Source organism: Granulicella rosea, assembly GCF_900188085.1.
Taxonomy (GTDB): domain Bacteria; phylum Acidobacteriota; class Terriglobia; order Terriglobales; family Acidobacteriaceae; genus Edaphobacter; species Edaphobacter rosea.
The window spans coordinates 325,791-340,744 of sequence record NZ_FZOU01000003.1; the positions used below are offsets into that span (position 1 = coordinate 325,791).

Here is a 14,954-nt window from a genome sequence, read left to right on the forward strand (position 1 = left end):
CCACTTCCTATAATACGAAGCTGTGAGCGATAACGCGGAAGAGTTGGAACTGGAGACGGGCGGGCCGGCGCTGGAGCTGACGGTGATTGTGCCGGCGCGCAACGAAGAGGAGTCGCTGGCGGCGTGCCTGCAATCGCTGGTCGCGCAGTCGGAGCCGGGGTTTGCGCTGGGGACGGAGTGGGAGCTGATCGTCGTGGACGACCACTCGACCGACCGGACGCGCGCCATCGCGGAGGGCTTCGCCGGGGTGACGGTGCTGGCCGCGCCGGAGCTGCTGACGGGGGAACGCGGCGGATTCACCGGCAAGAACAACGCCTGCTGGGCGGGCGCGCAGGCGGCGCATGGGTCGGTGCTGCTGTTTACCGATGCGGACACGATCCACGAGATGGGCGATCTCTCGCGCGCCCGGCGCGAACTGGTGAAGTATGAGGCGAGCCTGCTCTCGTACTCGCCGCGGCAACTGACGACGGGGCTTGCGCAGCGGGTGGTGATGCCGCTGGTCTTCGCGGAGCTGTCGAAGGCGTATCCGATGAAGAAGGTGAACGACCCGAACAGCTCGATCGCGGCGGCGAACGGACAGTTCCTGATGGTGACGGAGGAGGCTTACTTCGCCGTCGGCGGGCATCGCGCGGTGGGCATGCAGGTGCTCGAAGATGTCGAACTGGCGCGGAGGATCAAGCGGGCGAAGCGCGAGATACGCTTCCGCTACGCGCCGGACGCGCTCTCGACCCGGATGTACCGGACGACCGGGGAGATGATCGAGGGCTGGACGAAGAACCTGGCGCTGCTGTTTCCGTTTCCGCTGGTGATGGCGGCGTCATTTACGCTGATGCTGCTGTTGATGGTCGCGCTGCCGTTGCTGGCGCTGGGGCCGGTCCTTCCCAATAGCTGGCAGAGGGTGGCGATCTGGATCGTCTGGCTGCGCGGGATGTGGGGCTTCTACACGCGAGCGGCGAAGTCGAACTTTCCCGCGGGGGATGTGGCCTTGTCGGTGCTGGGGATGCCGCTGATGATCTATCTGCTGGTGCAGAGTTATGTGCAGGTGAAGGTGAAGAAGGCTGTCGAGTGGAAGGGCAGAAGCTATCCGACTGGGCGGTGAGCAGCTTCGAGGCAGAGACAGAAGCAGATCCTCTTCGAGGACGACAGACAAGAAAAGCAGGAGCAGATCCTCCGCTGCGCGAAGGATGACAACACAGAGGGACCGAGTGAGGGCGTATGCGATTTCTGCAATCGGTGGCGGCGGGAACGATGACCGTGATGATCGTGGCCTTCGGGATGATCTTCTATCTCTTCAACCGGGTGGCGAAGGTGGGCGGGCAGGTGCGCATCGGGGCGGACCTGGTGCATACGCCGGTGCTGCTGGCGCCGCTGGTGGTGGCGTTCGTGCTTGGCTTTGGGCTGGGCTGGTGGAATCTTCGGCCGGAGTGACGCGGCCTGCAACCTCACGGGCTTCGGCTCATCCAATCGTTTGAGAGTCCAATGATCTTTTTGACCCGTAAAGCCGAGTTCTCTGCCGCGCACTACTACTGGAACGACACGCTGTCGCCCGAGGAGAACGAGCGCATCTTCGGCAAGTGCGCGAACCGTAACGGGCATGGGCACAACTACACGATCGAGGTGACGGTTGCGGGCGAGATCGACCCGGTCTCGGGCTTCGTCGTCGACCTGAAGGAGTTGAAGGCGATCCTCGAGCGCGAGGTGGTGAGCGTCTACGATCATCGCCATCTGAACCTCGAAGTGCCGGAGTTCGCCACGGCGATTCCGACGACGGAGAACATCGCGGTGGCGATCTGGCGCCGGCTCGACGGGAAGATTCCGAACTCGCGGCTGCATCGCGTGCGGGTGTACGAGATGGCGGACTTATTCGCGGACTTCTATGGGGAGTTCGCATGAAAGCGCACCTGACCCGGCGGTATCACTTCAGCGCCTCGCATCGGCTGCACTCGGATGCTTATACGGCTGAGGAGAATCAGGCTGTCTTCGGCAAGTGCAATAACCCGCATGGGCATGGTCACAACTATGTCGTCGCGGTGACTTTGGCCGGCGAGATCGATCCGGCCACGGGCATGGTCTGCAACCTGGGCGATCTGGATGCGTTCGCACGGGAGCATCTGCTGGCGCGTTTCGATCACATGAATCTGAATACGCTCGAGCCCTTCCTAACGCTGGTGCCGACGACGGAGAATCTGACTATCGAGGTGAACCGGATTTTTCAGGATTTTCCGTTTGCGCGGCTGGAGCGCGTGGTGGTGGAGGAGACGGGGAATAATTCGTTTGTGTTCGGCGGATAGAGTTGTAAGGACGAAGACAGAAGCCGATCCTCCGCTTTGCGAAGGATGACAAACAAGGTAGGGAAGGGCTGCAGACAATGGCAATCGCAAGCGCACCACCGGAGCTGACGCTCGAATCCGCAACGACGCAGGATCTGTACCGCGAACTGTTGAGCCGGATCGGCGAGGATCCCACGCGCGACGGGCTGCTGGGCACGCCGGAGCGCATGGAGAAGTCCATGGCCTACCTGACGCGCGGCTACACCATGGACGTGACCGAGGTGCTGCACAACGCGCTCTTCGACGTGGACTACGACGAGATGGTGATCGTGAAGGACATCGAGTTCTACTCCATGTGCGAGCATCATCTGCTGCCGTTCTTCGGCAAGGCGCATGTGGCGTATGTCCCGAAGGGCAAGGTGATCGGGTTGAGCAAGGTGGCGCGGCTGGTGGACGTCTTCGCGCGGCGGCTTCAGGTACAGGAACGCCTGACCCGGCAGGTGGCAGACGCGATCGAAGAGGCGATTCAGCCACAGGGCGTGGCCGTCATCATGGAGGCGAGCCACCTGTGCATGATGATGCGCGGTGTCGAGAAGCAGCACTCGGCGACCGTCACCTCAGCGATGCTCGGGGTCTTCAAGACTCAGTTACAGACGCGAAATGAGTTTCTGTCGCTGGTGCGGAGAGGCAGGGACTAGAGAGGCAGGGAAGAGGAATTGGGGACTGGGAATGGCTTCATTCCCTCCGCCTTCGTTCCCGTTCCCTGTTTTCCGTCCCCATTCCCTGTACGCTAGTACCTGCTTATGAATGGTCTTTTGGTAGTCGATAAACCTGCGGGCATGACCTCGCACGACGTTGTTTCACTGGTTCGCCGGGCCGCCGGAGAGAAGTCCATCGGGCACCTGGGCACGCTGGACCCCATGGCGACCGGCGTGTTGCCGCTGCTGCTGGGCAAGTACACGCGGCTGGCGCAGTACTTCGGGCAGAACGAAAAGATTTACACCGGGCACATTCGCTTCGGCTTTGCGACCGATACCTTCGACGCAGAGGGCAAGCCCGCGGGCGAGGCTCAACCTTTGACGCGCACGCTGGACGAACTGCAGGAGCTGGCGAAGCACTTCGCCGGCGCGATGGACCAGATGCCGCCGGTCTTTTCGGCCAAAAAGCTGAACGGCGTGCCGGCGCATCAACTGGCGCGCGCGGGGCTGCCCGTGCCGGTGAAGCCCGCGCGGATCTTCATCCACAACTTTCAGGTGCTCTCGCTCGCTGGCGATACGGCGAGCTTCACGATGCACGTCTCGGCGGGCGGGTATGTGCGCTCGGTCGCGCATGAGCTGGGCGAGATGGCTGGGTGCGGCGCGCATCTTTCGAGTCTGCGGCGGACGCGCGCGGGGCTGTTTACGCTCGACCAGGCGGTGACGGTCGACGCGCTGAAGCAGGCCTCGACCGATGGGGCGTTTGAGCAACTGATGCCACATCCCAGAACGCTGCTGCCGGATATGCCCTCGGTGACCTGCGACGAGCAGACGGCGGGGCGCATTCGCAACGGCATGCAGGTGAACCTGCCGGAGTTTTCAGCCGCGCCGCTGGTGAAGGTGTTCACCGGGCCGACGGAGATGATCGCGGTGGCGAAGCGCGTGGCCGGGACGCTGATGCAGCCGGTGGTGGTGATGGGGTAGCAGGGAACAGGGACGTAGGGAATAGAGAATGAGGCCAGCCGCAGGCACGGTTATTCCCTGAGCCCTACTCCCTGCTTTTCTCCAACTGCGGCGACAGCATCTGCAGCACATTTTTCGCGACGATCTCGTTGCCTTTGTTCGTGGCGTGGGTTCTGTCGGCCTGCATCATGCCGGGGACGCCGTAGACGTCCTTCAGCAGGAAGGGCAGCAGCGGCGTCTTGAACTGCTTCGCCAGCGCGGGGTAGTTGGCGGTGAAGGCATTGACGTAGTCCGCGCCGAAGTCCGGCGGCAGGCTGATGCCGGCAAGGACGACCTTCGTGCCCGAGGCCTGCAGCGTCTGGATGATCTGCGCGAGGTTGGCGCGGGTGATCTCGGTCTTGAGGCCGCGCAGGCCGTCGTTGCCGCCGAACTCCACGACGACGACAGCGGCGTGCATCGCCGCGATGCCTGCGACGCGGTCGATGCCGTCCTTGGTAGTGGCGCCGCTGACGCCCTCGTTGACGACGCGGTAGCGGTAGCCCTGGGCGTCGAGGTCTTTCTGGAGATAGTCCGGGTAGGACTGGCCGGGGTCGGCGCCGTAACCCGCGGTGAGCGAGTCGCCGAAGCAGACGACGAGCGGCCGGGTGTCCGCCTCTCTTGCCGCTGTGGCGGGCTGCGAGGGAGCCGTAGACGCCCGGGCATCCATCTGCGAGGACTCGTGGGAGGCCTGATCCGTCTTGCAGCCGGTGAGGGCGAGGAGACTTGCCGCTAGAATGAGAGCTGAAATCGAACGCATTCCATGACCATAGCAAATGTGCCGCGTCCAAGCTGCATCGGGCGCATCGGATCGTAAGTGGCGTCTACCGCCAGGGGAGTGTTGCGCGTGAGTGAGACGATGATCTCGGTGGTGGGTCTGCGGAAGTCGATCCGCAATGGAAGCCGCACGGTGGACATTCTGAAGGGCATCGACTTCAGCGTGCCGAAGGGCCAGTTCGCGGCGATCATGGGTTCGTCGGGTTCGGGAAAGAGTACGCTGCTGGGGCTGCTGGCGGGGCTCGACACGCCGTCGGCGGGCGACGTGCATCTGAACGGCGTCGCCATCAGCTACCTGGCGGAGGACAAGCTGGCGCAGGTGCGCGGGAAGACGCTTGGGTTCGTCTTTCAGTCGTATCAACTGATCCCGACGCTGACGGCGCTCGAAAACGTGCTGCTGCCGTATGAGCTGAACTCCGACGCGCCGGAGAGCGATGGGCTGGCGCGGGCGAAGCAGCTGCTGGTCAGCGTGGGGCTGGGGGACAGGCTGGATCATTATCCAGTGCAGCTCTCGGGCGGCGAGCAGCAGCGCGTGGCGCTGGCAAGGGCGTTCGTGCTGCGTCCGCCGATCGTGCTGGCGGATGAGCCCACGGGGAATCTCGATACCGTCAATGGCAAGGCTGTTTTGGATCTGCTCCTCAATCTGAACAAGATCGAAGGGACGACGCTGGTGCTGGTGACGCACGATCCCGTGCTGGCTACGTTTGCGGATCGGCGGATTGTGCTGCGGGATGGTCTCGTGGTGTCGGATGAGTTGAATGAGGCGCCCGTGGTGCAACCCTCGGATGAGACTTATCTGAGTGGGTGAGGGCCGTGCCGCCTCGGGCGAGAAGCGGTTCCTTCGCTTCGCTCAGGATGACAGGCTTCTGTGGTGGGTACAGGCGAACGACAGAAGCGGATTCCCTGCGGGAATGACAAACAAAAGGGCAACGACAAACTCAAGAGCAACGGCAACTATAAAGCGAGATGCATGGCCAGTCTTTCGTATCGAACCGCCGCCCGGATTGCCGCCCGCGAGATGCGTTCTTCGCGGGGCAAGTTCTTCTTCGTCATCCTCTCGGTGGCTATCGGCGTGGCTGCGCTGACCGGCGTGCGGGGCTTCTCGTCGTCCTTTCGCGGGACGCTGCTGACGCGCGCGCGGTCGATCATGGCGGCCGATCTTTCGGCGCGCATGCAGGGCGAACCGACGCCTGAGGAGGCGAAGGGGCTCGCCGCTATTCAGGCTGAAGGCGTCGAGGTGACGCTCGTGACCGAGCAGCTCTCGATGGCCTCCGCGGTCAAGACGATGGATCCGCTGCTGGTGTCGGTGAAGGCCGTCGATGCGGCGAAGTATCCGTTCTATGGCGAGGTCGATCTGGAGCCGGCGGCGAAGCTGACCGACGTGCTTCAAGGCGATAACGTCGCCGTGGCGGACGACCTGCTGGTGCGGCTGAAGCTGCAGCGCGGCGATCAGATCAGGATCGGCAACACGAGCTTTCGCATTGCGTCGGTGGTGACCAACGAGCCGGACCGGCTCTCGGGCAGCTTCGCCGCGGGTCCGCGCGTGCTGATGTCGCGGACGGCGCTCGAGAGCACGGGGCTGCTGGCGCCGGGTAATCATGCGACCGAGCGCTATCTGTTCAAGGTGCCCGCGCCGAAGAACGGTTCGCCCATCTCGGACGACGCCGTGGCTGAGTTGAAGACGCGGCTGGTGGCGCTGCTGCCGGAGGCGCAGGTGATCGACTATCGCGAGACCAACCCGGCGCTGACGCAGGGGCTGGACCAGGCGACGAGTCTGCTCTCGCTGATGTCGCTGGTCGCGCTGGTGCTGGGCGCGGTGGGCGTCGCGATGGCGATGCGGGCGCACCTGGCGCAGCGGCTGGATACGATCGCGATCATGAAGTCGCTGGGCGCGCAGTCCGGCCAGATCGTGAAGATCTACCTGCTGCAGACGCTGCTGCTGGGCACGCTTGGCGGGCTGATCGGCGTGGTGATGGGCGTGGGCGTGCAGATGGCGTTTCCGTACCTGCTGAAGAACCTGATCAACGTGGCGCCCGACCTGCACATCGATCCGCGCGCGATCGCGGCGGGTCTGGGCGCGGGCATTCTGACGACGCTGCTCTTCACGCTGCCGCCGCTGCTCGACATCCGCGACGTACGGCCGATCCTGATTCTGCGTCGCGCGATGGACGAAGAGGATGGTCCGTTCCTTGCCGGGCTCGCGAAAAAGATCTGGGACAGTATCGCGCAGATCGTGGCGTTCGCATTCATCCTGCTGGGGCTTACGTTGATCGCGCTGCGGGTGTCGGACTCGCCCGTCGTCGGCAAGTGGTTTGCCGTCGGGCTGGCCGGAGTGCTGGGCGTATTGCTGGCCGCGTCGTTCGTCGTGCTGCGGACGCTGCGATTCTTTCTCTCGCGTACGCGGCTGCATCTGCCGTCGGCGGTGCGGCATGGGTTGGCGAATCTATATCGGCCGGGCAATCCCTCGGCGGCGCTGCTGGCCGCGCTGGGCATGGGCGTGATGCAGATCATGATGGTCTTCCTGATGCAGCATGCGGTCGTTACGTCGCTTGCGATTACGTCGCGGCCGAACCTGCCGAATGTCTTCCTGGTCGACATTGCGCACGACGAGATCGACGGGATGCGAAAGCTGCTCGCGGCCTCGCCCGAGATCACGGCGCCGCCGGAGCTGCTGCCGGTGGCGACCTCGCGGATCGCGGCGGTGGACGGCGTGCCGGCGAGCGAGCTGAAGCTGAAGAACTTCCCCAAACGCATGCTGCAGACGGTGCAACTGACCTGGGCCGCCGCGCCGCCTCCGGGCACGACGATCGCGAAGGGCGCTTGGTGGACGGACGCGCAGGCCGCCGACGGCGCCGCGCATCCGCTGGTCGCGGTGGCGGAGCGCCCGGCCGAGCGGCTGGGGTTACACGTCGGCTCGACCGTCAGCTTCGCGGCGCAGGATCGCGAGTTCACCGCGACGGTGGCGGCGATTACGAAGTCCGACGGCCAGCATGCGTTCAGCCGCGCGGAGTTCTACCTGCCGGAGAAGACGCTGGCCGGGCTGCCGGTGGTCTGGTACGGCGGCGTCCATGCCGATCCGGCGAAGGTCGCGCTGCTGCAGCGCGCGCTCTACGCCGCCTACCCCACCGTGACCGTCATCAATGTCGCGCAGGCGCTCGAGACGATCCGTTCGGTCGTGATCCAGATCATCTACGTGGTGCAGTTTCTGGCGGCGTTCTCGATCTTCGCGGGCGTGGTCATCCTGGCGTCGAGCATCGCGGGCACGCGCTACCGCCGCATGCGAGAGGTGGTGGTGCTGAAGACGCTGGGCGCGACGCGGACCCGGATCGCCACGGTGTTTTCGATCGAGTTCGCGGTGCTAGGGCTGGTCGCGGGCGTGGTGGGCATCTTCTTCGCGGACGTGATTGTCCACTTCCTGCTCAAATCGCTCTCGGTGCCGGACGGGGTGGAGTGGGGACTCAGCTTCGCCGGCCTGCTGTTGACGGCGGTGTTGACGGTTGGTACGGGATGGCTGGCGAGCCACCGCATCCTGGGTCAGAAGCCGCTCGAGGTTCTGCGCGAGGAGTAACCGGGTGAGAGAACTCTAAGTCGGCGATATTTTCGTTTGGCGCGTCGATTGCAACTTTGGTGCCCAGAGCGCACGGCGCAGCGCCGTGCATGGGGGATCACGATGGGTTCAGCGATCAGCGCATTGGCTTCACTTGCAACCACCTTCGGCGCGTCGACGCAGGCGGTCAATCAGCAGACGGCGGCAAAGGATCTCGCTCAGCTCATACTCGACATCTCGGCCGGCGATACGACTGCTGCGCAGAAGGACCTGACGACGCTGACCAAGGATCTGGGCACGAGCGCGGCGAGCGGAACTTCGGACGCGAGCAGTCCGTTGGGGAAGCTGTTGACGGCATTGACCAAAGACCTCGGCTCGAACGATATCGGCGCGGCGCAGAAGGATGTGGAGAGCTTTCTGAGCACGCTCGAAAGCGCGGCGGCGACGGCGAAGGCGGCGAATCACACGGTCGCCGACACCGCCAGCTTGTCGTCGGCCAGCTCCACAACTTCGACGGGCAGCGGTACGAGTTCGGACAGCACGAGCACTGATCTCACCTCGTTGTCCGATTATCTGGCGACCCTTTTGCTGAATCTGCAGGCCACTGGCGTCTCTCCGGTGGCTACCTCGGCCAGCTCGGGCACGGCGTGAACGAACCTGTTGCTTGAGCTGGCAGCTTACTCCCGGGCCCCCTTGGAGGTGTTTATGCACGGTCATCACATCGCGCCAATGAACGCGAATCAGTTGAGTCTCTACTCCGCGCTGGCCGCGGAAAAAGCCGCCAACGCGCAACGCGCAGCCGAGGTGCGGCGCAAGCTGCTCGGCCAGCCGGTCTTGCTGGAAGAGGATGAGTTCCGGGTATCGGGGGGGAACGAGGGCGCCCCCGATCAACATTCGCGCCGGCAGCACGCCAAAGCCGCGGCGGTTGAGGGAGAAGAGAGCGGCGAGCCGATCTCGATGTGGGCCTAGCGCCCAAACAGATGCGCAGACAAAAGCCCACGTTCACCGAGCGGAAGCGCGAGGTGAACGTGGGCTTTGGTTGCGGCGGCTTTTACGCCAGTTCGAGTCTGATCTTCTTGCCTTCGGCTTCGAGTTCGACCAGCTTGAAGCTGCGGATCTGGCCGGGGTAGGGGGCGTCGCTGCTGGCTGCCGGTTTGGTTGGCGCCTTGGCCTTGGCGGGCTTGGCGCTGACGTCGGTCTTCCACTTATTGGCGAAGAGCGAGCCGAGCGCGGAGAAGTCGACCGGGCCTGCGGCGGGTGCGGCTTCGGCTGCGGGCGCTGCGGTAGCGGGCAGGGCGCAGGGCGCCAGGATGCCTTCGCCGAGTTCGACGCGAGCCGTGTTGGCTGCGGCGTCGATGTCGATGATGCGTCCCGTGACCAGATCGCCGACCTTGTGCTCCGCGATGAACTCATCGTGGCCGGTGGGGATGAGCTGCTTGATCGAAAGGCGCATCTGGCGGCGTTCCTTGTCGATCTCGAGCACCTGGGCCTTCACCTTTTCGCCGACGCGCAGCACGTCCGAGGGGTGGTTGAGGCGCTTCTCGGCGGTGATCTCCGAGATGTGGATCATGCACTGAATGCCCTCGGCGACTTCGAGGAAGGCGCCGAACTTGGTCATGCTGGAGATGGTTCCTTCGACGACCGAGCCGACGCCGACGGTCTTGACCATCTCAGCCCACGGGTCGCCCAGCGCCTGCTTCAGGCCGAGCGAGATGCGCTTCGCGTCGAGGTCGATGCCGAGGATGATGGCCTCGACCGTGTCGCCGACCTTGACGATGTCCGACGGCTTGCGAACCTTCTTGCCCCAGGCCATCTCGGAGATGTGGATGAGGCCTTCGATGCCGGGCGCAAGCTCGACGAAGGCGCCGAAGTCGGCGTCGCGCGTGACCGTGCCCGAGACCTTCTGGCCGAGCTGGAAGCGCTCGGAGACGGTCTCCCACGGGTGTGGCTGCAACTGCTTCAGGCCGACGGCGATGCGCCGCTTCTCCGGGTTCGCGCTGTCGATCTTGAGAATCTTGACTTCGAGCTGGTCGCCGACGGAGAGAACGTCGGCCGGATTCGCGATGCGATTCCAGGCGATGTCCGAGATGTGCAGCAGGGCGTCCGCGCCGCCCAGGTCCACGAAGGCGCCGAAGTCGGTGAGCGAGCGGACGGTGCCGGAGACGATCTGTCCCTCGGCCAGCTCTGCAAACCGAAGGTCGCCAGCGGCCTTCGCCTCCTCTTCCAGGACAGACCGGCGGTCGACGACGGCGTCGTTCTTGCCCGCGCCGGTGTCGTCCAGGTCGAGCGAGGTGATACGGACGCGAATCTCCTGGCCGACGAGCTTTTCAAGCTCCGCCGTATCGCGCGTGCCGGTGCGGGAGGCAGGCAGAAAGGCGCGCATGCCGATGTCGACCGTCAGGCCGCCCTTGACGACGCCGGTGACGGTGCCGAGGACAGTTCCCTTGGCCGCGAAGGCCTCTTCGAGCGAGCTGTAGTCCTTGGGCGTCGCGACGCGCTGGCGGGTGAGCTGGTAGTAACCGTCCTCGATGCCGCCCTTGACCGTGACGCGCACCTTGTCGCCCGGCTCGACGGCCTTTTCGGTCGCGGCGAAGGCGGTCAGGGGCAGCACGCCCTCGGTCTTGTAGCCGATGTCGAGGTAGACGGCGTCGGCGGTGACGGCGACGACGGTGGCGTCGATCTGTTTGTTGCCGCCGGAGCGGTCGACAGCGCTGGCGCGCGCGAGGTCGTTCTCGCGCAGCAGGTCGGCAAAGGATTCGGTGGTTTCAGTCTCGGGCAGGAGTTCTTCGGGGGCGTTCGGCGTCGGGGTATCCACCTATTGATTCTTGCATAAGGAGAATCGAGTTGGTAGAGGCTCCGACGCCAAAGGACGAGAAGCGGCGCCACTTCGTGCAGGGCGAAACAGGAAAATCAACGACAAAGGCAAAAAAGCAACGGCAACCGCTCCGGCCCTAGCCCGTCTGCGTACCGTCGCTCAACAGCACCAGCGACCGGCCGCCGACGATGATCTTCTTGTCGAGCGGCGCTTCGGCGAAGGGGTCTTCGATGTTGGCGGTGTTCATGATGTGCCGCCAGGGTGTGCCGTCGGGCGGTTCGGGCAGGGTGAACTCCACGCCCTCGTGCCAGGAGTTGATGAGGATCAGGAACGAGTCGTCGATGAGCGGGTTGCCGTCGTCGTCGCTGGCGTTCAGGGTCTTGCCGTTCAGCATCAGGCCGAGCGAGCGGTTCCACTCGGCGTTCCAGTTGCCCTCCTGAAACTCGTCGCCGTTCGTGTTGCACCATGCGATGTCGCGCACGATGGAGCCGCGGATGGTGCGGTCCTGGAAGAACTTGCGACGGTGCAGGTTGGGGTGGGCGCGGCGCAACTGGATGAGCTTGCCGGTAAACTCCATCAGGCGTTTGCGCGGCGCATCCAGATTCCAGTCGTACCAGTTGAGTTCGTTGTCCTGGCAGTAGGTATTGTTGTTTCCCATCTGCGAGCGCGCCACCTCGTCGCCGCCCGAGAGCATCGGCACGCCCTGCGAGAGCATCAGCGTGGCGAGGAAGTTGCGGGTCTGGCGCTCGCGCAGTTCGTTGATGGCGGGGTCGTCGGTCGGGCCTTCGGCGCCCATGTTCCAGGAGTCGTTATTGTCCGTGCCGTCCTGGTTGTTCTCGCCGTTGGCCTCGTTGTGCTTGTGGTCGTAGCTGACGAGGTCGCACAGGGTGAATCCATCGTGCGCGGTGACGAAGTTGATGCTCGCGTAGGGCTTGCGGCCGTCGTACTGGTAAAGGTCCGAAGAGCCGGTAAGCCGGTACGCGAAGTCCGAAAGCTGACCGGCGTCGCCCTTCCAGAACTTGCGTACGGTGTCGCGGTACTTGCCGTTCCACTCTGCCCAGAGGACGGGGAACTGACCGACCTGATAGCCGCCCTCGCCGACGTCCCACGGTTCGGCAATAAGTTTTACGTCGGCAAGCGTCGGGTCCTGGTGGATGGTGTCGAAGAAGGAAGAGAGCTTCGAGACATCGTGCAACTGGCGCGCGAGCGTGGCGGCGAGGTCGAAGCGGAAGCCGTCGACATGCATCTCGGTCACCCAGTAGCGCAGCGAGTCCATCAGCAGCTTGAGCACCTGCGGGTTGTAGACGTTCAGCGTGTTGCCGGTGCCGGTGTAGTCCATGTAGAAGCGGGGGTTGCCGGTGACGGTGCGGTAGTAGGTGGTGTTATCGATGCCTTTGAACGAGAGCGTGGGGCCGCGCTCGTTGCCCTCGCAGGTGTGGTTGTAGACGACGTCGAGGATGACCTCGATGCCGGCCGCGTGCAGATCCTTGACCATCTGCTTGAACTCGTTCACCTGCCCGCCTGCCTCGCCGACCGAGCTGTAGCGGGCGTGCGGCGCGAAGAAGCCCAGCGTGTTGTAGCCCCAGTAGTTGTTCAGGCCCTGCTCGGCCAGGTGGCCGTCGTTGACGAAGTGGTGGACGGGCAGCAGCTCGACCGCGGTGATGCCGAGCTTCTTCAGGTACTTGATGCTCTCCGGGTGTGCGAGTCCGGCGTACGTGCCGCGCTGATGCTCGGGCACGCGCGGGTTGCGCATGGAGTAGCCCTTGACGTGGACCTCGTAGATGACCGAGTCCGCAAGCGGCGTCTCGGGCGGGCAGTCGCCGGACCAGTCGAAGTCGTGTTTGACGATGATGGATTTGGGCACGCCGGCGGCGGAGTCCTCGTCGCAGCGCACCATGTCGTCGCCGGAGGCGAGGCTGTAGGGAAAGATGGGCTTGCCCCAGTCGACGCGGCCTTCGATGGCCTCGGCGTAGGGGTCGACAAGCAGCTTGGCCTTGTTGAAGCGGTGGCCGTTGGCGGGATCCCAGGGCCCGTCGACGCGGTACCCATAGCGCTGGCCGGGGGGCACGCCGTTGACGAAGCCGTGCCAGACGAAGGCGGTGCGCTCGGTCAGGTCGACGGCGTCGGTCTGGTTGCCCTGTTCGTCGAAGAAACAGACCTGGACGCCGGTGGCAAACTCGGAGTAGAGGGCGAAGTTCGTCCCCCTGGAGTTGCACTTGGCTCCAAGGGGGTAGGGACGGCCGGGAAGTACGGTGCGGGACAAAGGCTGCCTCCAGGCATGAAGCGGATCGATTTTACGCGCGAGGCGTGACAACTAATGTAGATGCAGGGAAGCGGCCTGGGGATTTTTTGGCTTTGTGATGTATGTCTTGCGGGCGGCTGTACTCTGGAAGGACGATGACCGAAAGAGCGGAGCAGATTCGGCGGCAGATTCTGGAGCTGACAGCGGCGTACCACGCGGAGGCGTTTCCGGAGCGCGTCTTCGAGGCGGGGCGGTCGGCGGTGCCGGTGTCGGGCAAGGTGATCGGCCCGGACGACCTGTGCGCGGTGGTGGAGGCCGGCCTCGACGGCTGGTTTACGACCGGACGCTGGTCGAAGATCTTCGAGAAGAAGCTGGCCGCGTTCTTCGGGGTGCGCTCGGCGAGTCTCGTGAACTCGGGTTCGTCGGCGAACCTCGTGGCGCTGAGCGCGCTGACCTCGCCGAAGCTGGGCGAGCGCGCGCTACGGCCAGGCGACGAGGTCATCACCGTCGCGGCGGGCTTTCCGACGACGGTGAACCCGATCATTCAGAACCGGCTCGTCCCGGTGTTTCTCGATGTGACGCTGCCCACCTTCGAAATCGACGTGACGCAGCTCGAGGCGGCTTATAGCCCGAAGGTGAAGGCGGTGATGATCGCGCACACTTTGGGCAATGTTTTCAACCTGGGCGCGATTACGGATTTTTGTAAGAGATACAACCTGTGGCTCATCGAAGATTGCTGCGATGCGCTGGGCTCGACGTATAAAGGCCAGAAGGTCGGAACCTTTGGCGATATCGCGACGGTGAGTTTTTATCCCGCGCATCACATCACCATGGGCGAGGGAGGCGCGGTGCTGACGGACAAGCCCGCGCTGCAGGTGCTGATCGACAGCTTCCGCGACTGGGGCCGCGATTGCTGGTGCGAGCCTGGCGTGGATAACACCTGCGGCAAGCGCTTCGACTGGCAATTAGGCGAACTACCCTGCGGATACGACCATAAGTACACTTACTCGCACATCGGCTACAACCTGAAGGCGACCGACATGCAGGCCGCGCTGGGTTTAAGTCAGATCGCTAAGTTGCCCGAGTTTATTGCGAAGCGCAAGGCTAACTTCACTTACTTGAAAAATGCGCTGGAGCCGCTGTCCCACGTGCTCGTTCTCCCCGTGGCCGGCGAAGACTCGGAGCCAAGCTGGTTCGGATTTCCCATCGCGGTGAGAGAGGACGCGCCGTTCACACGCGATCAACTGACGCGCTTCTTCGATGGGAAGAAGATCGCTACACGGTTGATGTTTGCTGGAAACCTGTTGCGGCAACCGGCTTACCAGGGCATCGCATGCCGCGTGATCGGCGACATGAAGAATACCGATTATGTGATGGACCGGGTCTTCTGGCTGGGAGTCTTTCCGGGACTCACGGAGGAGATGCTGGATTATATTGCGGCTTGTGCGACTGAGTTTGTCGCTAATCCGCAAGGCCTAACGCCGATAGCACCGATGAAAAGATAAGTACAAATAAAAACTTAGAGCGAATTGTCTTTATGGATCAAGTACTCGATCACAACGCTTGTCATCCTGAACGCAGTGAAGGATCTGCTTTGGCTTTTGTCGTT

At 63.8% G+C, this 14,954-nt stretch carries 14 protein-coding genes; 11 read left to right on the top strand and 3 right to left on the bottom strand.

The features are described from left to right. Nucleotides 1-22 precede the first annotated feature (22 nt). The 6 genes from CHB87_RS10750 to truB all read left to right on the top strand — a co-directional run bounded on the left by CHB87_RS10750 (nt 23) and on the right by truB (nt 3,949). Entirely contained in the window at nt 23-1,099 is a 1,077-nt protein-coding gene (locus CHB87_RS10750; RefSeq protein ID WP_089408426.1) for a glycosyltransferase family 2 protein, read from the top strand. A gap of 116 nt (nt 1,100-1,215) precedes the next feature. Continuing rightward, nucleotides 1,216-1,428 carry a hypothetical protein gene (locus CHB87_RS22250; RefSeq protein WP_089408427.1) on the top strand — a complete coding sequence of 71 codons (213 nt, stop codon included), beginning with the start codon at nt 1,216-1,218 and terminating at the stop codon, nt 1,426-1,428. A gap of 51 nt (nt 1,429-1,479) precedes the next feature. Then, a complete protein-coding gene (locus CHB87_RS10760; protein ID WP_089408428.1) occupies nt 1,480-1,893 on the top strand; it encodes a 6-pyruvoyl trahydropterin synthase family protein in 414 nt (137 codons plus the stop codon). Continuing rightward, nucleotides 1,890-2,291: a 6-carboxytetrahydropterin synthase gene (locus tag CHB87_RS10765; RefSeq protein WP_089408429.1), complete on the top strand. Its 402-nt coding sequence runs from the start codon at nt 1,890-1,892 to the stop codon at nt 2,289-2,291. The genes CHB87_RS10760 and CHB87_RS10765 overlap by 4 nt, the downstream gene beginning before the upstream one ends. Before the next feature lie 77 nt (nt 2,292-2,368). Further along, nucleotides 2,369-2,968, top strand: a complete 600-nt coding sequence (folE, locus tag CHB87_RS10770; RefSeq protein ID WP_089408430.1) for a GTP cyclohydrolase I FolE — start codon at nt 2,369-2,371, stop codon at nt 2,966-2,968. Nucleotides 2,969-3,073: 105 nt separating this feature from the next. After that, the gene (gene truB, locus CHB87_RS10775) at nt 3,074-3,949 is read left to right on the top strand and encodes a tRNA pseudouridine(55) synthase TruB (RefSeq protein WP_089408431.1); all 876 of its coding nucleotides are present in this window, start codon (nt 3,074-3,076) and stop codon (nt 3,947-3,949) included. A 64-nt stretch (nt 3,950-4,013) separates the two neighbouring features. Here truB and CHB87_RS10780 read toward each other — a convergent pair whose 3' ends face one another. Continuing rightward, nucleotides 4,014-4,634, bottom strand: coding sequence for an arylesterase (locus tag CHB87_RS10780; protein WP_245817934.1), 621 nt, complete (start codon nt 4,632-4,634; stop codon nt 4,014-4,016). A gap of 189 nt (nt 4,635-4,823) precedes the next feature. Between CHB87_RS10780 and CHB87_RS10785 the strand changes: the two genes are divergently transcribed. From CHB87_RS10785 to CHB87_RS10800, 4 genes are all read left to right on the top strand, one after another. After that, nucleotides 4,824-5,549 (top strand): ABC transporter ATP-binding protein, encoded by a 726-nt coding sequence (locus tag CHB87_RS10785; protein ID WP_089408433.1) that lies wholly within the window; start codon nt 4,824-4,826, stop codon nt 5,547-5,549. A gap of 162 nt (nt 5,550-5,711) precedes the next feature. Continuing rightward, nucleotides 5,712-8,309, top strand: coding sequence for an ABC transporter permease (locus CHB87_RS10790; RefSeq protein WP_089408434.1), 2,598 nt, complete (start codon nt 5,712-5,714; stop codon nt 8,307-8,309). Nucleotides 8,310-8,432: 123 nt separating this feature from the next. Beyond that, the gene (locus tag CHB87_RS10795) at nt 8,433-8,939 is read left to right on the top strand and encodes a hypothetical protein (protein WP_089408435.1); all 507 of its coding nucleotides are present in this window, start codon (nt 8,433-8,435) and stop codon (nt 8,937-8,939) included. A 54-nt stretch (nt 8,940-8,993) separates the two neighbouring features. After that, nucleotides 8,994-9,257, top strand: a complete 264-nt coding sequence (locus CHB87_RS10800) for a hypothetical protein (protein WP_142988304.1) — start codon at nt 8,994-8,996, stop codon at nt 9,255-9,257. An 82-nt stretch (nt 9,258-9,339) separates the two neighbouring features. Here CHB87_RS10800 and CHB87_RS10805 read toward each other — a convergent pair whose 3' ends face one another. Continuing rightward, on the bottom strand, nt 9,340-11,103 hold the full coding sequence (locus tag CHB87_RS10805; protein WP_089408437.1) for a S1 RNA-binding domain-containing protein: 1,764 nt from the start codon (nt 11,101-11,103) through the stop codon (nt 9,340-9,342). Between the two features lie 136 nt (nt 11,104-11,239). Continuing rightward, entirely contained in the window at nt 11,240-13,366 is a 2,127-nt protein-coding gene (gene glgX, locus CHB87_RS10810) for a glycogen debranching protein GlgX (RefSeq protein WP_089408438.1), read from the bottom strand. A 134-nt stretch (nt 13,367-13,500) separates the two neighbouring features. Between glgX and rfbH the strand changes: the two genes are divergently transcribed. Next, complete coding sequence (rfbH, locus tag CHB87_RS10815) at nt 13,501-14,850, top strand: lipopolysaccharide biosynthesis protein RfbH (RefSeq protein ID WP_089408439.1); 1,350 nt, start codon at nt 13,501-13,503, stop codon at nt 14,848-14,850. Nucleotides 14,851-14,954: the final 104 nt, after the last annotated feature.

Coding starts and splice junctions, on each gene's coding strand:
- CHB87_RS10785 (WP_089408433.1), top strand. CDS start 4,824: ATGATCTCGGTGGTGGGTCTGCGGAAGTCGATCCGCAATGGAAGCCGC.
- CHB87_RS10760 (WP_089408428.1), top strand. CDS start 1,480: ATGATCTTTTTGACCCGTAAAGCCGAGTTCTCTGCCGCGCACTACTAC.
- CHB87_RS10765 (WP_089408429.1), top strand. CDS start 1,890: ATGAAAGCGCACCTGACCCGGCGGTATCACTTCAGCGCCTCGCATCGG.
- CHB87_RS22250 (WP_089408427.1), top strand. CDS start 1,216: ATGCGATTTCTGCAATCGGTGGCGGCGGGAACGATGACCGTGATGATC.
- rfbH (WP_089408439.1), top strand. CDS start 13,501: ATGACCGAAAGAGCGGAGCAGATTCGGCGGCAGATTCTGGAGCTGACA.
- folE (WP_089408430.1), top strand. CDS start 2,369: ATGGCAATCGCAAGCGCACCACCGGAGCTGACGCTCGAATCCGCAACG.
- CHB87_RS10790 (WP_089408434.1), top strand. CDS start 5,712: ATGGCCAGTCTTTCGTATCGAACCGCCGCCCGGATTGCCGCCCGCGAG.
- CHB87_RS10800 (WP_142988304.1), top strand. CDS start 8,994: ATGCACGGTCATCACATCGCGCCAATGAACGCGAATCAGTTGAGTCTC.
- CHB87_RS10780 (WP_245817934.1), bottom strand. CDS start 4,634: ATGGATGCCCGGGCGTCTACGGCTCCCTCGCAGCCCGCCACAGCGGCA.
- truB (WP_089408431.1), top strand. CDS start 3,074: ATGAATGGTCTTTTGGTAGTCGATAAACCTGCGGGCATGACCTCGCAC.